General features: G+C 62.3%; 13 protein-coding genes and 3 rRNA genes. 4 read left to right on the top strand and 12 right to left on the bottom strand.

What is annotated here, in order from left to right; translation table 11 throughout:
- Nucleotides 1–8: 8 nt before the first annotated feature.
- Complete coding sequence (locus tag HMI60_RS08320) at nt 9–1,031, top strand: ABC transporter ATP-binding protein (RefSeq protein WP_018779868.1); 1,023 nt, start codon at nt 9–11, stop codon at nt 1,029–1,031.
- A 36-nt stretch (nt 1,032–1,067) separates the two neighbouring features.
- Complete coding sequence (locus HMI60_RS08315) at nt 1,068–2,297, top strand: amidohydrolase family protein (RefSeq protein WP_055974230.1); 1,230 nt, start codon at nt 1,068–1,070, stop codon at nt 2,295–2,297.
- An 80-nt stretch (nt 2,298–2,377) separates the two neighbouring features.
- Here HMI60_RS08315 and HMI60_RS08310 read toward each other — a convergent pair whose 3' ends face one another.
- The 7 genes from HMI60_RS08310 to HMI60_RS08280 form a co-directional block, all read right to left on the bottom strand.
- Nucleotides 2,378–2,863 (bottom strand): pyridoxamine 5'-phosphate oxidase family protein, encoded by a 486-nt coding sequence (locus HMI60_RS08310; RefSeq protein WP_193590938.1) that lies wholly within the window; start codon nt 2,861–2,863, stop codon nt 2,378–2,380.
- Nucleotides 2,860–4,083, bottom strand: a complete 1,224-nt coding sequence (locus HMI60_RS08305; protein ID WP_193590937.1) for an MFS transporter — start codon at nt 4,081–4,083, stop codon at nt 2,860–2,862. The genes HMI60_RS08310 and HMI60_RS08305 overlap by 4 nt, the downstream gene beginning before the upstream one ends.
- Nucleotides 4,084–4,387: 304 nt before the next feature.
- Nucleotides 4,388–5,851, bottom strand: a complete 1,464-nt coding sequence (locus tag HMI60_RS08300) for an FAD-binding oxidoreductase (RefSeq protein ID WP_193590936.1) — start codon at nt 5,849–5,851, stop codon at nt 4,388–4,390.
- A gap of 113 nt (nt 5,852–5,964) precedes the next feature.
- The gene (locus HMI60_RS08295; protein WP_193590935.1) at nt 5,965–7,929 is read right to left on the bottom strand and encodes a glycoside hydrolase family 13 protein; all 1,965 of its coding nucleotides are present in this window, start codon (nt 7,927–7,929) and stop codon (nt 5,965–5,967) included.
- 2 nt (nt 7,930–7,931) lie between these two features.
- Nucleotides 7,932–8,864: a sugar ABC transporter permease gene (locus HMI60_RS08290; RefSeq protein ID WP_039239841.1), complete on the bottom strand. Its 933-nt coding sequence runs from the start codon at nt 8,862–8,864 to the stop codon at nt 7,932–7,934.
- Complete coding sequence (locus HMI60_RS08285; protein WP_193590934.1) at nt 8,864–10,501, bottom strand: ABC transporter permease subunit; 1,638 nt, start codon at nt 10,499–10,501, stop codon at nt 8,864–8,866. Before HMI60_RS08285 ends, HMI60_RS08290 begins: the two co-directional genes overlap by 1 nt.
- Nucleotides 10,502–10,597: 96 nt before the next feature.
- Nucleotides 10,598–11,896: a maltose ABC transporter substrate-binding protein gene (locus HMI60_RS08280; RefSeq protein WP_193590933.1), complete on the bottom strand. Its 1,299-nt coding sequence runs from the start codon at nt 11,894–11,896 to the stop codon at nt 10,598–10,600.
- Nucleotides 11,897–12,105: 209 nt separating this feature from the next.
- On the opposite strand from HMI60_RS08280, the gene HMI60_RS08275 reads away from it, so the two are divergent.
- A complete protein-coding gene (locus tag HMI60_RS08275) occupies nt 12,106–13,833 on the top strand; it encodes a glycoside hydrolase family 13 protein (protein WP_227453683.1) in 1,728 nt (575 codons plus the stop codon).
- A 20-nt stretch (nt 13,834–13,853) separates the two neighbouring features.
- Complete coding sequence (locus tag HMI60_RS08270; RefSeq protein WP_193590932.1) at nt 13,854–14,876, top strand: LacI family DNA-binding transcriptional regulator; 1,023 nt, start codon at nt 13,854–13,856, stop codon at nt 14,874–14,876.
- A gap of 13 nt (nt 14,877–14,889) precedes the next feature.
- Here the strand turns inward: HMI60_RS08270 and HMI60_RS08265 are convergent, their stop codons facing one another.
- The 5 genes from HMI60_RS08265 to HMI60_RS08245 form a co-directional block, all read right to left on the bottom strand.
- Nucleotides 14,890–15,411, bottom strand: coding sequence for an N-acetyltransferase (locus HMI60_RS08265; RefSeq protein ID WP_227453682.1), 522 nt, complete (start codon nt 15,409–15,411; stop codon nt 14,890–14,892).
- A complete protein-coding gene (locus tag HMI60_RS08260) occupies nt 15,404–15,898 on the bottom strand; it encodes an SRPBCC domain-containing protein (RefSeq protein ID WP_026267458.1) in 495 nt (164 codons plus the stop codon). The genes HMI60_RS08265 and HMI60_RS08260 overlap by 8 nt, the downstream gene beginning before the upstream one ends.
- Nucleotides 15,899–16,025: 127 nt before the next feature.
- Nucleotides 16,026–16,142: ribosomal RNA gene (gene rrf / locus HMI60_RS08255) — 5S ribosomal RNA — on the bottom strand.
- Nucleotides 16,143–16,293: 151 nt separating this feature from the next.
- Nucleotides 16,294–19,471 (bottom strand): 23S ribosomal RNA (locus HMI60_RS08250).
- 545 nt (nt 19,472–20,016) lie between these two features.
- Nucleotides 20,017–21,535, bottom strand: a 16S ribosomal RNA gene (locus HMI60_RS08245).
- Together the 16S, 23S and 5S rRNA genes form the textbook arrangement of a ribosomal RNA operon.
- Nucleotides 21,536–21,746 lie beyond the last annotated feature (211 nt).

Here is a 21,746-nt window from a genome sequence, read left to right as displayed (position 1 = left end):
GACCAGCCGTGGAACATGAACCAATTCTCCAGGTGGAGAACCTGCAAAAGCACTTCCCGCTGAAGGGCGGGTTGCTGCCGGGAGCCGCCAAGCGATCGGTCAAAGCGGTCGACGGCGTGTCCTTCAGTCTCGCCCGCGGCCAGACTTTGGGGCTCGTGGGTGAGTCCGGTTGCGGCAAGTCGACCACCGGCCGCATGGTGGCCCGGCTTATGGACCCGACGGCCGGGCGGATAGTGATCGACGGCGTGGACATCAGCCAGTTGCGGGGCCGGGAGCTGTACAACTTCCGCCGCAAGGTCCAGATGATCTTCCAGGATCCTTTCGCTTCCCTGAATCCGCGGCAGAGCGTGGGCACAGCCATTGCCGCTCCCATGGTGGCGCAGAAGATCAACCCGCCTGGCGGCCTTAAGAACCGGGTCAAGGAACTCCTGGACCAGGTTGGCCTGAAGCCGGAACACTACAACCGGTTCCCGCATGAATTCTCCGGCGGGCAACGCCAACGCGTGGGTATTGCCCGGGCCATTTCCCTGAACCCGTCGGTCATTGTGTGCGATGAGCCCGTCTCCGCGCTGGATGTCTCCGTGCAGGCCCAGGTGGTGAACCTCCTGCAGCAGATCCAGCAGGACACCGGCGTTTCCTACATTTTCATCGCCCACGATCTCTCCGTGGTCCGGCACATTTCCCACGAAGTTGCGGTGATGTACCTGGGCAAGATCGTGGAGCAGGGACCCCGCGACGAGCTCTTCCGGAACCCCCTGCATCCCTACACCAAGGCCCTGCTCTCGGCAGTGCCCCTGCCGGATCCAAGGGCTGCCCGGGAACAGGTGAAGATCCGGCTTCGAGGCGACCTGCCCTCTCCTGCCAATCCGCCCAGCGGCTGTGTCTTCCGGACCCGTTGCCCCTTGATCGGGACCCTCCCGGAAGAACAACGCCAGCGCTGCATCAACGAGATTCCAACACCGGCGACGCCCGCCGCGCCGGCCTGCCACCACGCGGGTATGGCCGCAACGGCCCTGGCGGGCGTGAAATAGACGCAGGCAATTGATCCACAACCAAAGGAGCAACCATTGAATACCCTGATCCGTGCCGTCCGCCCGTGGGGGCAAGCGCTCAGCGATGTCACCATCGTCGCGGGAGAAGCAGGCGGCAAGATCACCGGCGTCGAACCTCATGACCCGGACCGCGCCGTTCCAGCCGACGTGACCGTAGTGGAGGGACGCGGACGCTTGCTGCTGCCCTCCTTCTCCGACGTCCACGTCCACCTCGATTCCACCCGGATCGGTTTGCCGTTCCGCGAGCACACCGGCGGTCCGGGTGTGTGGACCATGATGATGAACGACCGGAAGAACTGGCGCAACGCCGAGGTGCCACTGCAGGATCGCGTGAACGACACCCTGGGGAGGATGATCGCGAGGGGCACCACCCGGGTCCGCTCCTACGCACAGGTTGACGTGGACTGCAGGCTGGAACGCTTCGACGCCGTTGCTGCCGCCAAGGAGAAGTTCGCCGGCCAGGCTTCGGTGGACATTATTGCTTTCCCCCAAGCCGGCTTGTTACTGGAGGAAGGGACGGTGGAACTCATGGAGGAAGCGCTCAAGGCCGGCGCCAACGTGATGGGTGGCATTGATCCCTGCACCCTGGACCGGGACCCTGCGAGGCACCTCGACATCGTGTTCGGCCTCGCCGAGAAGTACCAGGTCCCCATTGATATCCACCTTCACGAACCCGGCGAACTCGGCGTCTTCAGCACGGACCTGGTGCTGGAACGGACGCGGGCCCTGGGGATGCAGGGCAAGGTGACCATGTCCCACGCCTACCAACTGGGCAGCGTCAATGAGGCCACCACGCGCAGGCTGATTGACGCCTTCGCAGAGCTTGATGTCTCCCTGGCTTCGGTGGCTCCAGCTGCTGCCGGCCAGTTGCCCATCCCGCTGCTGACCGAGGCCGGGGTACGGCTTGGCCTGGGCGAGGACGGCCAGCGTGACTACTGGTCCCCCTACGGCAACACCGACATGCTGGACCGGACGTGGCAGCTCGCTTTTACCCATGGCTTCCGCAAGGACGAGTTGATCGAGCACTGCCTGGCCATCGCCACCATCGGCGGGGCGAGCATCCTGGACCCCGCCGCGACCCGGCTGAAGGACACGGCCCACCGTCCCGGCGTCGAGGTTGGCGATCCGGCGGAACTGCTCCTGGTGGACGGCGAAACTGTGGCGTCCACGGTGATGGACCGGGGCAGGGACCGCACGGTCATCCACGCCGGCAAGGTAGTGGCCGACCAGCTGGAACTCGTCTAGCCGGCACGAAACCCGCCCCTGACCAAGCTCCCGCCCCGCAAGGGGAAGAAGCCGGACAGGGGCGGGTTTCTTGGTTCGGCCTATTCGGCGCGGGCCGTGGAGGCGTTATCGAGCGGCGTCCACCAGGTCACGGCGGGAGTCACCGTGAAGCGCCGTCCCGTGACTTTGTTGGGCGTGATGCGGATGAACTGGTCCTTTTGCCCTGCCTCCCAGGGAAAGAGCAGGAGCCCGATGGTGTCCAGCACCTCCTGGGTCAGTTTCACGGCCGACGCCTGGCCTTTGACCACCACGCTCCACGCCACGCCGGTTTCGGCGTTGACCCCATCGGCTTCGATGGCCACTGGCGCGTCGCCGAGGGCAGCGTGGAGCTTGGTACCCTCGCCGGTCCGGAACACCATGGTGCCGTGGTCAACCTTGTAGTTCACGGGGAAGATGTCCGGGTGGTCGTCCACCCACACGGCAAGCCTGCCCACTGAGACGCCCCGGAGGAGCTCCCAACATTCGTTGGTTTCAAGGATTTCGGTGGCGGGTGTTGCTGGCTGGTTCGTCCCTGATGAGTTCGTCATAACGCCGAGGATACGCCGCGGGGGTGCGCCCCGACAGGCCCGGCCGGCTCCGGGGCTGACTCGGCTGATCCCACGCTGACCAATGGTCCGCGGATTGCGAAGAATCCAGCACCGGCCAGCACCACAGCTTCCGCGGCAAGCACGCAGAACGTCACCTCCCACCCTCCGGTCACCGCATGCAGCAACCCTGCCAGCAGCGGGCCGAGGGAGGCCAGGGCGAATCCGAAGCCCTGGCTCATGGCCGATCGCCGCCCGGCAGATTGCGGCCCGGCTGACCGGATCACTACCAGGGCCATGGCCAATCCGAAGCCTGCGCTCTGGACAACCCCCAAAACCCCGACGGCGATGAACTGCAGTTCCGTAGGTGCGGTGAGGACTCCCAGGAGGGCAACGGCCACCGACAACCCCAGTCCCGGCGCCATGACCCGCAGGATACGCGGGCGGCTGGCAAGGACCGGGGCCAGCAAACTGGCCGGGAGTCCCGCCAGGCTGAACCAAGCGAGCAATGCCGCAGAGTCGGCTGGCGAAAGACCCCGGGATACCAGGTACACGGCCAGCCACGACGTGATGGCGAAGTACAGCATCGCCTGAAGGCCGAAGAACGCCGTGACAGCCCACGCCGTGCGCTGTCTCCGCAGCGGTGTGGCTGCACCGGAGGCTCCGGAAACCGTACCCGCAGCGGCGGGTGCCGCCGTCGGCCGTCCTCCGGACCGATGGATCAGGAACGCGCCGATCAAAGCGGGCACCGCCCACACCGCGAGGGCTGAGGGCAGGTTTCCGCCAAAGGCCTGCTCCAGGGGCTGAACGAGTCCCGCGCCCAGCGCAGCGCCGAGACCGAATCCCATAGTGCACAGGCCAGTCCACCAGCCGGTGCCGCGATTGGCTTTGACGATCTGCGGTACCAGCACACTTGCGGTCATGATCGCCGAGCCCGCCAGGAATGTACCGGGCAACAGCAGCGCAGGCACCGTCGCACGAACGATCAGGGCCGCAGCCAGTACCAACAGGGCCACCGCAACGGCACGCCCGGTTCCGACCCGCCGGGCCAGCCAAGGCCCGATCGGACCCGAAATACCAAAGGCCAGCACCGGCAGGGTCCCCAGCAGCGGAAGCAGCGCAGGATCCAGCCCAAACACCCCGGGAACCTGGTTCAGCACCCCGGCGACGGTGGTAATGGCCGGCCGGAGATTGATGGAAACCATCACGAGAGCAAGCAACACGAGCCCCGTAGCGAGTCGGCCCCCACTCCCCGAAGGTAGGACACCAGCTCTGCGCCGTTCTTCCACGTCAATCTCCTCATAGCCACTTTGGTATACCAAGTAAGACTATGAGGTGATTGACGGAAAGTAAATGCAGGGAATCGGCGGGATGTAATAAGCGGTCGGTAAATTTTGGGATACCAGTGGGTGCTCAAGGCGCACCGGCCCAAAGGGCCGGAACGCGGCAGCGCGCGTCTAAGGGAGGCACGACCGAGCGCGCAGAGCGTTCTGGCCCTTTGGGCCGCCCACGCGCCCACGGACTGCCCTAGATAGCCTTCCCCGGATTCAGGATCCCCTGCGGATCGAACAACTCCTTGATCCGCCGCTGCAACTCACGCACCGGCTCAGGCTGCTCAAGCCCCAGCCAGCGGAGCTTGTACTGCCCGATCCCGTGCTCGCCCGTGATGGTCCCGCCCATTTCCAGGCCTACCCGGATGGATTCGTCGAGGGCGGCGTTGAGCCGGACCAGTGCGTCGGCATCCGTGGCGGGGTCTACCCGGTCCATCCAGAACGTGGGGTGGAGGTTGCCGTCGCCGGCGTGGGCCACTACTTTGAGGCGGACCTGGAAGCGTGCGGCCATGGCTTCCAGTTCGGCGACAAAGTCCACCAGGCGTGAACGCGGCACCGCGATGTCTTCCCCTACCCTGAACTCGTCGTCGACTTCCACGCCGCGGCTGTTGCGGCGCAGTTCCACCAGCATTTCCGCCTCGGCGCTGGCTTCGGTGGTGACTGTGGCGCCGCCCGCGGCGAGGACCTCCCGGACGACGTCGGCCTCCGCAGCGGCGCCGAAGCCGTCGGTCTGGATGAGGAGCAGGGACTTGCCGCGCTTTTGTAGGTCGCCTCCGTGCAATTCGTCCAATTGCTCAAGGGTCCCGTTGTCCAGGAGTTCCATGATGGCCGGTTGTACCCTCGCCCGGCCAACGGCCAGCACTCCGGCGGCAGCGTTGCGGAAGTCCTGGTAGAACGCAGCGATGGTGTGGACTTCGCACGGGAGGTACTTCAGCCGGACAGTTATCCCGACCACGATGCCCAGGGTTCCCTCGGAGCCCACCAGCAGCGCGGTCAGGTCGTAGCCTGCCACGCCCTTAAAGGTCTGGTGGCCGGTGTGCATGAGCGAACCGTCCGCCATCACGACATCCAGCGCCAGCACGGAATCGCGTGTCACGCCGTACTTGGCGCAGCGCAGGCCTCCAGCGTTCGTGGCCACGTTGCCGCCGATGGTGGACATTTTGTAGCTCGCCGGGTCGGGCGCGTACATGAGGCCGTGCGGGGCGGCGGCGGCGTTCAGCTCGGCGTTGATGACGCCCGGTTCGACGACGGCGGTCTCGTCATCGGGGTTGAGGTCCAGGATGCGGTTCATCCGTTCCAGGCTCAGGACGATGCAGCCTTCGGTGGCGTGCGCTCCTCCCGATACGCCGGTTCCCGCGCCACGGGCGACGATCGGCACGTGATGGGCGGCGCAGCTGCGAACCACGTGCTGGACATCCTCTACGGATTCTGCCCACACAACGGCCAATGGAAGGTGTCGCTCCACTGTGGGCCCTTGGTCGATTGAGTAGACCGTGAGGGTTTCTTCGTCCCGGGCGAGTTGGCGGTCTTCAAGGCCGTTGGCCAGTTCCGCCAGGAAGTCCCTTTGCGCGGCGGTGTGCCGTGCAGTTTCTGTTCCGCCGACTGTGCGGCTCCTGACGCTTTCTCCTGATGTTCCGGCGATAGCCGTTTCGTCCGACAAGACTTTCCCTCCACATGTGCACCGCGGACACGCCAAACCGGCAGTCTTCGCAGTGTTTTCTGTGGTGCCAGTCTAGCCAGACCGGCGTCGGCCGGCACGGAACCTGGCGCCCCCTACCGGCCCGGCACTGCGGTTCCCGGGAGCTCCCAGACGCCGGCCGACGGCCCTTCCGCCCTCAGCCGCACGCCGTCGACGCCGGTTGGTCCGGCCGGTGCCGACGTCACCGTCCCGGACTGGTGCCGTGGCGCGGCCAGCAGGGCCCGCAATTGCGGTTTGGACAGGACAGAGGAATCCATGACGACAGTGGCGTCGCACCTCGCGGCGAAGACCAGCGCTGAGGTCCCGGAGCATTCACGGATGAAGACCAGGGCATCCCCTTGGGCGTGGAGCCATCGGATCCCGCCGTCGCCCAGTGCCGGCAGCTCTTTGCGGAGCCGTCCCAGGGTGGCGTAAGCCGAACGCAAGTCCTTGCCCACCCGCTCCGGGGCGTCCCAGGGCATGGGGGTCCGGGAGTCTTCGCCGTTGAACCCTTCCAGGCCGAACTCATCGCCGGCGAACATGACGGGAACGCCCGGCAGGCAGAAGGCGAGTACTGCGCCCACTTCCGGGCCGCCGTCGATCATGACCGTTGCCGCCCGGGCGGTGTCGTGCGTGTTCAGGGCGTTCATGTTGTTTTGTCGCACACCCCAGCTAAATCCGGCGGACAGATCCTGGTGGGTGGCCAGGAGATCTTCCGCGCCGATCCTGTTTGGCCCTGTTTGGGGGGAGCCGAAGAAGTTCACATCCGGAGCGTCCTTGGCGAGCCAGGACCACAAGGGGCGGGTGAAGTTGGAGTACGTCATGGCACCCTGCCAGTGTTCACCGGTGACATCGGGGGCTGCGTCGGACGTGGACTCGGCCAGCAGGGCGGCGTTCGGGTTGATCTCGCGAACCCGGTCCGCGATGAGCCGGGCTACTTCGTGATTGAGGTCCACGGATCCGAGGCGCCCGGTCATGTTGCCGACGTCGATCCGCCAACCGTCCAGGCTGAATGGTGGCTTGAGCCAGCGCGCCACCACCGAGTCTTCGTCGGTGATGAAGCGTCGGCGCAGAGCATCCGAGGCCCAGTTGAACTTGGGCAGCGACGGCACTCCCCACCAGGACTCGTAGCTGGAACGGTCGGCGCTGAAGTAGTAGTAGCCTGCTTCCTCCGAGCCCGGATCTGCGAGCGCCTTGACGAACCACTCATGCGCAGCGCCCGAGTGGTTCGCGGTGAGGTCCCCCAGGACCTTGATCCCGCGTGCGTGCGCCGCTTCCACCAGCTGCACCAGGGCCTGGTCCCCGCCCAGGAGCGGGTCCACCGAGTCGAAAGTGGATGCGTCGTAACGGTGGTTGGAGCGGGCCGGAAAGAACGGAGTCAGGTACAGGACATCGACGCCCAGCTCCCGGAGGTGATCGAGCTTGCCCGTGATTCCCGGCAGGTCTCCCCCGTAGAACTGAGTAGCTGCCTGCCCGCCCGTCCCGACAACCGGCTCATCCCAGGAACATCCGATGGCCCAATCGGGAACAGGGTGGCCATCTGCCTGCTCCGAGCGGGCGAACCTGTCCGGGAACACCTGGTACATGGTTCCTCGGCGGAGCCACTCCGGCGCCGGGGCAAACGTTGTCGCCCTGAAATCGGCGGCGTCGGACACATCGCGCCGGAAAAGCCCTTGGGCGTTGAGGTTCCAGTAGCTCCGCCCCACCGTGCCGGATACCGCCGTGCCAGATGCCGCCGTGCCAGATACCGCCGTGCCGGCGGGAGCGCCGTCGTCGTGCGCTTCTGTGACTTCCAGCAGGAAGCGGTACTTGGCCACGGGGTTGGCTACCAGCATCGCCGCTTCCCACCATTCCCAGCCGTCGGCCGTGCCCAGCCGGATGGCGGCGTCGTAGCGCGGCTCGCCGTTCGGGACGGACCGGACCCAGACCTTCGACGCCGGACCCCACCCCTGGGGGACGCGTACCCGGAGGCGGACGGTATCGCCAAGGGATACGGACAGAGGGGAGGACGTGGAGACGAAGAGGCTGGAGCCGTCGTGATGCGGAAGCGCGATGGGCATGGTCAGCCTTTCACTGAGCCGGCGGTAAGTCCGCTGACAATGTATTTCTGCAGGAACAGGAACAGCGCCATGACAGGGATGGCCGCGATGACTGCGCCGGCTGCGAAGACTCCCCAGTTCTCCGAACGCTGCTGGGCCACGTAGGAGTAAAGCCCGACGGCGAGTGTCTGACTGTCGGGGTCTGTCAGGACCACGCTGGCGATGACGAATTCGCTGGAGATTCCAATGAATGCCAGCAGTCCCACGACAGCAAGGATCGGTGTCACCAGGCGGAGGATGATGCCGAAGAAGATCTGCACGTGGCTGGCGCCGTCGATCTTGGCGGCTTCGTCCAAGGATTGCGGGACAGTATTGAAGAACCCGTACATGAGATACGTGTTCACGCCCAACGCACCTCCGAGGTACACCATGATGAGGCCCAGTTGGCTGCCGAGCCCCAGGGCCGGGATCACCTGTGAGATGCCGCTCAGGAGCAGGAAGATCGCGACGACGGCCAACAGTTGCGGGAACATCTGCAGCAGGAGCAGCGTCAGCAGGCCCACCCGGCGGCCCTTGAAGCGCATCCGGGAGAAAGCGTACGCGGCCATGGCACCGAGGAACACCGTGGCGGCTGAGGTCACCACCCCCACCACCAGCGTGTTCACGAACCAGCGGCCGAATGGGCGGCTTGGATCGCTGAAGAGAGCCGTGAAGTTGCCGGTGTCGAATCTGGAGAACAGCCCGTTGGAACCTACCAGGGTGCCGTTGGAGTCCAGTGCCGCGGACAATACGTACAGGAGGGGGAACACTGCGAAGATCGTCGTGACGACTCCCACCACATGCCGCCACCCCTTGTCTTTGAACCAAACCCCGAACGGGCGGCGCTTGGGCACCAGCGGCGAGGGGCCGCCGTCGGACGCTGTTTCCTTGCTGGCGGCGAGAGTGCGTACGCTCATCAGTTCACGTCCTCGAGTGCTTTGGTCTGCTTGAAGCTGATGGCCGAGATCGTGGCCACGATGATGAAGATGATGATGGCCAGTGCGCTGGCCAACCCGTAATCACGGCCTGTTCCCTGGCCGAAAGCCACCTTGTAGACCAGGGTGATCAGGATGTCGGTGGCTCCGATGTCGCGATCGGTGTCCGCGAAGCGTGGCCCACCGCCAGTCAGCATGTAAATCACGTTGAAGTTGTTGAAGTTGAATGCGAAGGACGAAATGAGCAGGGGTGCCACGGACACCAGGAGCAGCGGCAGCTTGATGGAGCGGAACACCCGCCAGGCGGAGGCGCCGTCCATGCGTGCGGCCTCGTCAATTTCGGAGGGCAGTGACTGCAGCGCGCCGGTGCAGACGAGGAACATGTACGGGAAGCCGAGCCACACGTTGACCACCAGCACGCTGACCTTGGCCAGGACGGGGTCGGTCAGCCACCCGATGTTCGCACCGCCCAGCAGGGTCTGGTTGAGCCAGCCGAACTCGGGATTCAGGATGCCGGACCATACCAATCCGGAGAGGAAGGCCGGGAACGCGTAGGGCAGGATCATCAGTATCCGGTACACCTTCTTGCCACGGAGGTCCTCACGGTTGAACGTGATGGCCAGGAAGAGGCCCATGATGAAGGTCAGTGCCACCGATGCAATGGAGAAGGTGAAGGTCCAGATAATCACGCCGAGGAGCGGTCCGCGGAGGCTGGGATCGGTGAAGGCGCGGGCAAAGTTGTCCAGGCCGACGTCGATCTTCCAGCCGGTAGCCAGCGTTTCACCCTTGGAATCCGCGAACGCACCTTTGCCGTTGTCGGTGTACTGGGTACCGGTTTCAGTGTCCGTGAAGGTGTCCGTGCCGGCGTCATAGTGCAGGGCGGGCTTGAACTGGTAGGCCGTGCTGCCGTCCGCAGTGCGCAGCGTTCCGTCAGCGGGATCGCTGGAGACCGGGACCGCGATCTTCAGGATCTCCTGTTGATTGGCCACGATCTCCTGGAACTTGAGGGTCTCGTAGCCGGGCAGGGAGTTTGCTTTGCCGGTGGAATCCTTGCCCGCAGCCGTCGCGTCAGCGAGTGCTTGCCCGGTGCTGCCAATCTGCGCTTTCCCGGAGGGGTCCGTGAGCAGCAGGTAGAAATCACTGCCCTTGGTGAGCACGGATGCCTTGTAAGCGGGCGAATCCGGGACACGCTTCTGGGCAGTTAACTGGATGGCGGAGATGGCATCATCCTTGGTGCTGTTGTGGCCATCTCCGTAGTTGGTGAACGCGATGTAGCCGCTGAAAACCACCACCAGGACCTGGAAAACCAGCAGGAACAGCACACCGGGAGCGAGGTACTTGGCGGGCAGCCCACCCTTGCGGAGGTAGATCCAGTTGATGGCAACGACCACCAGGGCGGACACTCCCAGCGCAGCCCACGACTGGCTCAGGAAGAGCATCATCAGCACGTAGACGGCGAAGGCATCCACCAGGCCCAACAGGACAATCTTCAGGATGGTGCCCTTGAGGGAATCGGGGTGGTGCTTGCCCTGCATGCGGCGGGTATTGCCGCGACGCGGCCGGGGCGGTGCGGTGCTGGCGGCGGTTGCCGGGAGTTCTTGGAGGTCTGGGGTTGGCATTGTGGGTCCTTGCGTCAAGCGGATGGCGGCAGGCACGGGCCGGACGGTGGTGTGCCGCCCGGCCCTGGGCAGACCGGTGGAATCACCGGTGCGGGATCAGCCGCCGATCTTGGACTTGATGCTGGCGGCCATCTTGGCCCATGCCTCAGCCGGGTCGCCCTGGCCCTTGATAATGGCAAGCTCCGTAGCTCCCCAATCAGCCCACACTGCACTCATCTCGGGGATGGCAGGCATGGGAACGCCGGTGGCACCGATCTTGCCGAACGCTTCCACCACGGGATCGCTGGCAGCCTTCTCGAAGGAGGACTTGAGGGCCGGCGGACGGCCACCGGCTGCATACATGGAGTCCTGGGCAGATTCCGAGGTGAGGTAGTTGGTGACGAATTCGTTGGTGGCCAAGGCGTTGGCGCTCTTGGCACTGATGAAGAAGCCGTTGACGCCGATGAAAGGCTGGGCGGGTTCGCCACCGGCAGTCGGCAGTTCATCCACTGCGAACTTGATGCCCTTCTTCTGCACGTCCGGAACGTTCCACGGTCCGGTCAGGAAGTACGGGGATTCGCCGGCCAGGAACTTCTCCTTGGCGATGTCGCCGGTGATGTTGGAGTTGATGATCTTCTCGCCGGAATCGCCCCAAGCAGCCAGCTTCTTGGCAAATTCGACGCCGGCGGCGTCACCAATGAGGAGCTGCTTGGCGTCATAGCCACCATCGGCATTCTTGCCGAAGACCTGCGAACCCATGGAGGACTGCAATGGGTACAGGTGGTACGGGTCGCCCTGTTTGGGGTCCATGCCGACCAGGAACGGGAACGTGGCTTTACCGTCAGCAACGGCTTTCTTTCCGTTGGCCACAACTTCGTCCAAGGTGGCGGCTTTGCTGTCCACGATGCCGGTGTTACGAAGGAGCGCGATGTTCTCGATGGCGTACGGGACACCGTAAACAGCCCCGTTGTAGGTCATGGCCGTGATGGAGGAGTCCTGGAACTGGCCGGCCTTGTCGCCGAGTTCCACGGGTGCGATGACGCCGTTCTGGACGAATTTGCCGATCCAGTCATGGGGTCCAACAATGAGGTCCGGCCCCTGTCCGGTGGGCACCTGGGTAATGAAGTCGTCCCGGACCGCTGCGAAGTCCTTGACCACGAGCTTCACTTCGATGCCGGTGTCCGACTTGAATTTTTCGGTGATGTCCTTCAACGCCGGCGAGCGTTCGGCGTCTACCCACATGGTGATGACACCGGCTCCTGACGCTTTGAGGTCGGGCTTTGCGGCTTCGGAGGTGGGCGATGTGGAAGCGCTTCCGCCGCAAGCGCTCAGGGCCAGGGCTGCCACGGCAGAGATGGCTCCCGTGGTGAAAACGCGGCGGGTGGTTCGAGTCTCGAGGGTGTTGTGCACCTTCATTGGTGTCCCTTTCGTTCTTTTTCCTTCGACGGCAGGGGCTCTGGGCCCGGTCGCATCGCCGGTGACATGGCTCACAACTGCAAGCGCTTCCACACACTACAGTGCAATTGCTTCTTTTGAAAAGCGCGCTTGCGAGTCAGCCCGTAAAGAAAGCATCCTTAGGACTGGAAACGTTTACAATTTCGCGCTTTCTCTTCTACGATGACTCCATGTCCGTTGATTCCTTGCTCCAGGTTGCGGCCCACGAGCCGCCTGCAGCCTTCACACAGCTCACCCCGGTCCACGACGCCTCCACGGCTCACGGATGGTGGCGCTCCGCTGTGATTTACCAGATCTATCCACGCTCCTTCCGGGACCTGAACGGGGACGGTGTGGGAGACCTGGCGGGCATCACTGCCGAACTCAGCCAGTTGGCACGCTTAGGGGTCGACGCCGTCTGGCTGTCGCCCTTCTACCGCTCACCGCAGCGGGACGCCGGTTACGACGTCAGCGACTACTGCGACGTAGATCCACTGTTCGGGACCCTGACGGACTTCGATGCCCTTATCTCGGAGGCCAACAGGCTCAACCTCCGGGTCATCGCCGACATCGTTCCCAACCACTGCTCGGACCAGCACGTCGCCTTCCAGGCAGCGCTGGCCGCCGGCCCCAACAGCCCCGAGCGGGATGTTTTCATCTTCCGGGACGGTCTGGGACAAGACGGCAACGAGCCACCCAACAACTGGCAGTCGCACTTCGGCGGACCCGCCTGGACGCGGATCATCGAAGCCAACGGGCGGCCAGGACAGTGGTACCTCCACCTCTTCGATTCCTCGCAGCCCGACTTCAACTGGGACAACCCCGCAGTGCACGCCGAATTCGAACGCGTGCTCCGCTTCTGGCTGGACCGTGGAATCTCCGGCTTCAGGGTCGACGTCGCCCATGCCCTGGTCAAGGCCCCCGGCCTGCCCAACTGGGGTGGCCGGGCTGACGGCAACAGCACGGAAGGCTTCCCCGGCCAGGACGCCCCCATGTTCGGCCAGCCTGCCCTCCACGGGATCTACCGCCGCTGGCGGACCATCCTGGAAGAGTACGGTCCGGACCGCATCCTGTGCGCCGAAGCCAACGTGGACCCGCTCCCGCGCCTGGCCCAATGGGTACGTCCGGACGAAATGCACCAGGCGTTCAACTTCCCCTACCTGCACGCAGGTTTGGACCTCAACCGCCTGCGCCACATCATCACCGACTCCTTGGTCTCGCTGGACGCCGTAGGCGCCCCCAGCACCTGGGTCCTTTCGAACCACGACGTCGTCCGCCACGTCTCACGCTTCGGCTACGACGGCCCTGGTCCCCGTGACGGCGATGGCATCGGCCCTGACGACGTTCAGCCCAACGAACAGCTGGGACGACGCCGGGCTGCCGCGGCCACCATGTTCATGCTCGGCCTCCCGGGCGGTGCCTATCTCTACCAGGGCGAAGAGCTGGGCCTTCCCGATTCCTCCAGCATTCCCGGGAGCCTGCGTCAGGACCCCACCTTCGCGCGAACCGGCGGAGCCAGGATCGGACGCGACGGTTGCCGCGTACCCCTGCCGTGGCGTTCCGCGGAGCCCCATGCAGGATTCGGTCACGGTCGGGACCCCTGGCTTCCCCAGCCCGAGTCCTGGCCCGCACTGGCGAGGGACGCGCAGGAGTCTGATCCGGCGTCGCACCTTAACCTGTACCGGGCGTTGCTGGCGGAACGGGCACGGCTGCGGCTGGGCGCCGGGTCCCTCGCCTGGGTGGAGGACTACTGCACGCAGTCCACACTCGCGTACCTCAACGGGGAAACACTGGTGGTCATGAACGTCGGCGAAGAACCCCTTCCGCTTCCGGCGGGCGAGGTCATCCTGCGCAGTTCCGCGGCGGACGCCACCCATCCATTAGGCTCGGGGGAGACAATCTGGCTGTCAGCCAGCTAACTTTCCCACCAAGGAGCAGCATGACCGGCATCAAGGACGTAGCCGAGCGCGCAGGGCTGTCCGTTGCCACTGTTTCACGGGCCTTGAGCGGGAAGGGCCACGTGTCCCCCGCCAGCCGGGAACGCGCGCGGGCAGCAGCCGCGGAGCTCGGTTTCGTGTTGTCGTACCATGCCTCAAGCCTCGCTTCCGGCCGTACGCACAACGTTGGCCTGGTGGTGCCCTCGGTCCACCGCTGGTTCTTTTCAGCGGTGATCGAGGGCGCTTCGGCAGCCCTCCTCGAAGCCGGCTACGACCTCACCCTGTACAACATCGGTGAAAACCCGGCTCATCGGCACAGCGTCTTCAGTGACTTCCTGCTCCGCAAACGGGTGGACGCAGTGATCGCTGTTTCCCTGGAACTCAGCGAAGCCGAAATCCAGCAACTCCATGCCATGCACCGGCCCATTGTCGGCATTGGCGGCCCCCTTCCCGGGGCTTCGACCATCCGGATCAACGATGCCGCCATCGCAATGCAGGCCACCAATCATCTGCTGGGGCTTGGCCACACCAAGATTGCCCACATCACGGGAAGCGAAACCTACGACCAGGACTTCCAGCTGCCCGGAACCCGCCGCGGCGGTTTCGAAAAAGCAATGAACGACGCCGGCTGCCCGGTCAGGCCCGAATGGATCGTTACGGCGGACTTCACCATCGAAGGCTCCTACGCCGCTGCCCGGCAACTGCTGGCCAGTGCGCCCGAACGGCCCACCGCCGTGTTCGCAGCATCGGATGAGATGGCGATCGGCACCATCCTGGCCGCCCGCGATTTTGGGCTGCGGATTCCCGAGGACCTTTCCGTGATGGGCATCGACGGCCACGACCTGGGGAACGTCATGGGCCTGACCACGATCGACCAGGATGCCAAGGGGCAGGGGGCACTGGCGGTTCACACTCTGCTGGGTGCCATCAATAACGGCCTGGTACTGGAGCCCGAGGACGCCGAACACCCCACCAAACTGGTGGTGCGTACAAGCACGGCAGTGCCCAAGGTGGGCTCAGCCTAAGTTTGGGAGCGGCCTAGGAGAGCTTCCGCTCCATCACGAGCTCACGTTTGGTGGTGTCCTGCGGATAGGGCTTGCTGGCTCCGGTGGTTTCGAATCCGTGGCGTCTGTAGAAGGCCTGGGCGCGGGAGTTGTCCTCATGCACGCCCAGCTCCAGATAGCCGGCCCCGAGCTCGTTTGCCGCAGCTGCGCAGGCCTTCTGGAGAAGCTCGTCAGCCAGGCCCAGCCCACGATGCTCAGCTGCGACGTACACGCTGATGAGCATCGCCTGCAGTGGGCGCTCGGGATCTTGTGGATGCTTGGCCACTACCCGCATCAGGCCACAGAGTCTGGAGCCGTCCTCGCCGCCGTCAGCCACCAGGGTAACGCTGGAATCCCCGGACATGGCAGCGGCTCGTTCCCGCCACTGGCTGTCCGTCTGACGCCGCGCAGCTGCAAGGCTCTCCACGTACGCCATGGGGGTGTCGGCAAGCATCTCCAGCCGGACGTTCTTGAGCAGCAGCCAATCGCCTGTGTGGAGCCTGCGGACCCTAGGCAACTGCTCCGCCCATGAACCGGGCGTAGCGCTGGAGGACCCGAGGCCAGCCCTCGGCATAGGAGGCCCTGGAGGCCGCAGGATCTTCTGCGCCCTCCCAGCCATCGTGGATCAGGCGCACCTCCGTACCATTTTCGACGGCGCTGAACACCACCCGGATCTCGGTGGACCACAAGGGAGTTCCGGCGGGATACCAGCTGGCGTGGAAGGACAGCGGGGGCTGCCAGTCATCAATTGTTCCCCACACGGACGTCCGGCCGTCTTCAGCCGTCTCCAGGATGAGGTTCTCCTCGAACTCAACGTGGGAGCCCGCACCGTAGACGCTTTCCTCTTCCAAGGGCCACCAGAGATGCGGGTGGTCCGTGAATCCTTGGAAGGCGTGGGAGACGTTGCTGGGTACCACGACACAAACGATGAGCGGCTCGAGGTCGTTGCTGCCCTGTTGGGCCGACTCGGGCTCCGACTCGGGGTGGCTGAAGAGGTTTTCCATGACCACCAACTCTACCGGTGGACCGAGCCCAGACGCATTGTGGTCCTGAGGGCCAGTACGTGGGGAAGTTGAAGTGTGTGTTAAATGGAAGAGCCCCAACCGTGGTTGGGGCTCTTCGTTAATGGTTGTCCGGCGGTGTCCTACTCTCCCACACCCTCCCGGGTGCAGTACCATCGGCGCTGTGGGTCTTAGCTTCCGGGTTCGGAATGGGACCGGGCGTTTCCCCCACGCTATGACCGCCGTAACTCTGTTACCCGTCCCGACCCCGCGTTGGTGTGGGGGTGGGTGGGAAGCTTGTGGTTACAACTGTGGTGTTATGTAGTTGTTGTTGTTGTTGGTTCCTGGAACGGTTGTTGTTCGGGAACCACATAGTGGACGCGTGCAGTGTTTTGTGTGTGGTGTAAGTTGTTGGCCTATTAGTACCGGTCAGCTTCACGAGTCTTTAGTCCTCGCTTCCACATCCGGCCTATCAACCCAGTGGTCTGGCTGGGGGCCTCTCACACGTAATGTGTATGGAAATCTCATCTTGAAGCGAGCTTCCCGCTTAGATGCTTTCAGCGGTTATCCCATCCGAACGTAGCTAATCAGCGATGCACTTGGCAGTACAACTGACACACCAGAGGTTCGTCCGTCCCGGTCCTCTCGTACTAAGGACAGCCCTTCTCAAATTTCCTGCGCGCGCAGCGGATAGGGACCGAACTGTCTCACGACGTTCTAAACCCAGCTCGCGTACCGCTTTAATGGGCGAACAGCCCAACCCTTGGGACCTACTCCAGCCCCAGGATGCGACGAGCCGACATCGAGGTGCCAAACCATGCCGTCGATATGGACTCTTGGGCAAGATCAGCCTGTTATCCCCGAGGTACCTTTTATCCGTTGAGCGACGGCCATTCCACAATGTACCGCCGGATCACTAGTCCCGACTTTCGTCCCTGCTCGAGATGTCTCTCTCACAGTCAAGCTCCCTTGTGCACTTACACTCGACACCTGATTGCCAACCAGGCTGAGGGAACCTTTGGGCGCCTCCGTTACTTTTTAGGAGGCAACCGCCCCAGTTAAACTACCCATCAGGCACTGTCCCTGACCCGGATCACGGGCCGAAGTTAGATGTCCAAAGTGACCAGAGTGGTATTTCAACGATGACTCCACCCGAACTGGCGTCCGGGTTTCAACGTCTCCCACCTATCCTACACAAGCCACTCCGAACACCAATACCAAACTATAGTAAAGGTCTCGGGGTCTTTCCGTCCTGCTGCGCGTAACGAGCATCTTTACTCGTACTGCAATTTCGCCGAGTTTATGGTTGAGACAGCGGGGAAGTCGTTACTCCATTCGTGCAGGTCGGAACTTACCCGACAAGGAATTTCGCTACCTTAGGATGGTTATAGTTACCACCGCCGTTTACTGGGGCTTAAATTCTCAGCTTCGCCACAAGTGGCTAACCGGTCCTCTTAACCTTCCAGCACCGGGCAGGAGTCAGTCCGTATACATCGTCTTGCGACTTCGCACGGACCTGATGTCCCCGGAATACTGCCATGGCGGCGAGCCTGTGTTTTTAGTAAACAGTCGCTTCCCCCTGGTCTCTGCGGCCCACACCCGCTCACGGAGAGCAAGTCTCCATCACGGGGCAGGCCCCCCTTCTCCCGAAGTTACGGGGGCATTTTGCCGAGTTCCTTAACCATAATTCTCTCGATCGCCTTGGTATTCTCTACCTGATCACCTGTGTCGGTTTGGGGTACGGGCGGCTAAAACCTCGCGTCGATGCTTTTCTTGGCAGCATAGGATCACCGGATCCCCCCTTACGGGAGTCCCATCAGATCTCAGGAACGTGCTCGAAGCACACAGGAACGGATTTGCCTATCCCTGACCCTACATCCTTAGACCGGGGCAACCATCGCCCGGCCCGGCTACCTTCCTGCGTCACACCTGTTAATACGCTTACCTCCCGGGATCAGGTCCCGCGCTCGGCCAAAACCCACAACACCACAAGGGTGAGCGGGCAGGCTCCGGGCGGTTAGTATCCCCCGCTTGGCATGGGCGGTTTTTCGCCGGTACGGGAATATCAACCCGTTGTCCATCGACTACGCCTGTCGGCCTCGCCTTAGGTCCCGACTTACCCAGGGCAGATTAGCTTGACCCTGGAACCCTTGATCATTCGGCGGACGGGTTTCTCACCCGTCTTTCGCTACTCATGCCTGCATTCTCACTCGTGTAGGCTCCACCGCTGGTTTCCACCGCGACTTCACTGCCCACACGACGCTCCCCTACCACTCCACACCCCTGAACCACGAAGGCTAGGGTACTGTGTGAAATCCACAACTTCGGCGGTGTACTTGAGCCCCGCTACATTGTCGGCGCGGAATCACTTGACCAGTGAGCTATTACGCACTCTTTCAAGGATGGCTGCTTCTAAGCCAACCTCCTGGTTGTCTTCGCAACTCCACATCCTTTCCCACTTAGCACACGCTTAGGGGCCTTAGTTGGTGGTCTGGGCTGTTTCCCTCTCGACTATGAAGCTTATCCCCCACAGTCTCACTGCTGCGCTCTGACTTACCGGCATTCGGAGTTTGGCTGACGTCAGTAACCTTGTAGGGCCCATCGGCCATCCAGTAGCTCTACCTCCGGCAAGAAACACGCAACGCTGCACCTAAATGCATTTCGGGGAGAACCAGCTATCACGGAGTTTGATTGGCCTTTCACCCCTACCCACAGCTCATCCCCTCCATTTTCAACTGAAGTGGGTTCGGTCCTCCACGACGTCTTACCGTCGCTTCAACCTGGCCATGGGTAGATCACTCCGCTTCGGGTCTAGATCACGCCACTACACTCGCCCTATTCAGACTCGCTTTCGCTACGGCTACCCCACACGGGTTAACCTCGCGACGTAACACTAACTCGCAGGCTCATTCTTCAAAAGGCACGCCGTCACAGTAACAAGACTGCTCCGACGGATTGTAAGCACACGGTTTCAGGTACTGTTTCACTCCCCTCCCGGGGTACTTTTCACCTTTCCCTCACGGTACTGGTCCGCTATCGGTCATTAGGAAGTATTTAGGCTTATCAGGTGGTCCTGACAGATTCGCACGGGATTTCTCGGGCCCCGTGCTACTTGGGATACTCTCCAGGCGGCACACAACATTACGGTTACGGGGCTCACACCCTCTCTGGCCGGCCTTTCAAGACCGTTCACCTATGCACGCACTCTCACCTCACTGGCCCGGCAGAACCAGAACGGAAAGTCCCACAACCCCGCCCATGCAACGCCCGCCGGCTATCACACATGGAAACGGTTTAGCCTGATCCGCGTTCGCTCGCCACTACTAACGGAATCACTCTTGTTTTCTCTTCCTGCGGGTACTGAGATGTTTCACTTCCCCGCGTTCCCCCCACGCACCCTATGTGTTCAGATGCGGGTCACACAATCACCATGACAGCGTTGTGCGGGGTTTCCCCATTCGGACATCCTGGGATCAACGCTCGGTTATCAACTCCCCCAGGCTTATCGCAGATTCCTACGTCCTTCTTCGGCTCCTAATGCCAAGGCATCCACCGTGTGCCCTTAAAAACTTGACCACACAAACATGATCAAAAACTTACTCGAGAGAACCACGAGCCACTACGGCCCAAGGTTCATTCATAAGAAATTGCTGTATGGAACACACACACCAAAGCGTGTATGTCCCAGATGCTCGCGTCCACTATGTAGTTCTCAAACAACAACCCCATCAACCAACCCCCCAACCCGCCACAACCCACACACGCAGGCCGCAACACAAAGACCGGAGGAACCGGCTGCAGGAACAAAAGAAACACCAGAAGTGCCCCCCTGCATTGCTGCAAAAAGGTCCTGTTGCCTCAGGACCCAACAGTGCGCCAAACACAACCCCCACCAGCCGCACCCCGGACACGTTCCCAACAACCCACACCCCCACACAAAGCAGGAGCACGAACCGCCGTACTAGCACCAGGACACAACCACGAAAGCCATGCCAAAAAAATGATTCGTTGATATTCCACCCATGAGCACCCACCGCAGAACAAACGCCTGCGCAATGGGCAACACTGACAACAACCAGACACCCCATGCAGGGCACCAATCATTGCAAGCAGCTCCTTAGAAAGGAGGTGATCCAGCCGCACCTTCCGGTACGGCTACCTTGTTACGACTTAGTCCCAATCGCCGGTCCCACCTTCGACGGCTCCCCCCACAAGGGTTAGGCCACCGGCTTCGGGTGTTACCAACTTTCGTGACTTGACGGGCGGTGTGTACAAGGCCCGGGAACGTATTCACCGCAGCGTTGCTGATCTGCGATTACTAGCGACTCCGACTTCATGGGGTCGAGTTGCAGACCCCAATCCGAACTGAGACCGGCTTTTTGGGATTAGCTCCACCTCACAGTATCGCAACCCTTTGTACCGGCCATTGTAGCATGCGTGAAGCCCAAGACATAAGGGGCATGATGATTTGACGTCGTCCCCACCTTCCTCCGAGTTGACCCCGGCAGTCTCCTATGAGTCCCCGGCCGAACCGCTGGCAACATAGAACGAGGGTTGCGCTCGTTGCGGGACTTAACCCAACATCTCACGACACGAGCTGACGACAACCATGCACCACCTGTAAACCGACCGCAAGCGGGGCACCTGTTTCCAGGTCTTTCCGGTTCATGTCAAGCCTTGGTAAGGTTCTTCGCGTTGCATCGAATTAATCCGCATGCTCCGCCGCTTGTGCGGGCCCCCGTCAATTCCTTTGAGTTTTAGCCTTGCGGCCGTACTCCCCAGGCGGGGCACTTAATGCGTTAGCTACGGCGCGGAAAACGTGGAATGTCCCCCACACCTAGTGCCCAACGTTTACGGCATGGACTACCAGGGTATCTAATCCTGTTCGCTCCCCATGCTTTCGCTCCTCAGCGTCAGTTACAGCCCAGAGACCTGCCTTCGCCATCGGTGTTCCTCCTGATATCTGCGCATTTCACCGCTACACCAGGAATTCCAGTCTCCCCTACTGCACTCTAGTCTGCCCGTACCCACTGCAGAACCGGAGTTGAGCCCCGGTCTTTCACAGCAGACGCGACAAACCGCCTACGAGCTCTTTACGCCCAATAATTCCGGATAACGCTTGCGCCCTACGTATTACCGCGGCTGCTGGCACGTAGTTAGCCGGCGCTTCTTCTGCAGGTACCGTCACTTACGCTTCTTCCCTACTGAAAGAGGTTTACAACCCGAAGGCCGTCATCCCTCACGCGGCGTCGCTGCATCAGGCTTGCGCCCATTGTGCAATATTCCCCACTGCTGCCTCCCGTAGGAGTCTGGGCCGTGTCTCAGTCCCAGTGTGGCCGGTCACCCTCTCAGGCCGGCTACCCGTCGTCGCCTTGGTAGGCCATTACCCCACCAACAAGCTGATAGGCCGCGAGTCCATCCAAAACCACAAAAGCTTTCCACCCCCCACCATGCGATGAGGAGTCATATCCGGTATTAGACCCAGTTTCCCAGGCTTATCCCAGAGTCAAGGGCAGGTTACTCACGTGTTACTCACCCGTTCGCCACTAATCCCCCAGCAAGCTGGGATCATCGTTCGACTTGCATGTGTTAAGCACGCCGCCAGCGTTCATCCTGAGCCAGGATCAAACTCTCCGTTGAAGTAAAACAAAATCAAACAGACACAACCACACCCACCGGAAATAACGGCAAACACGGCTGCACAAAATTCGAAACCAGCTGAAAACCAGACCACCACACACGGGGGTGCGCAGCAACCTGGCAAAAATTCAACCAATCAATAAAACAATCGGTATCAACAAACTTGGCACACTATTGAGTTCTCAAACAACAGACACTACCGGCACCACCC

The sequence above is a fragment of the Paenarthrobacter sp. YJN-D genome (assembly GCF_015040335.1).
GTDB lineage: Bacteria > Actinomycetota > Actinomycetes > Actinomycetales > Micrococcaceae > Arthrobacter > Arthrobacter nicotinovorans.
The sequence above is the reverse complement of the archived record's forward strand: the minus strand, read 5'-3'. Positions and strand labels throughout refer to the sequence as shown.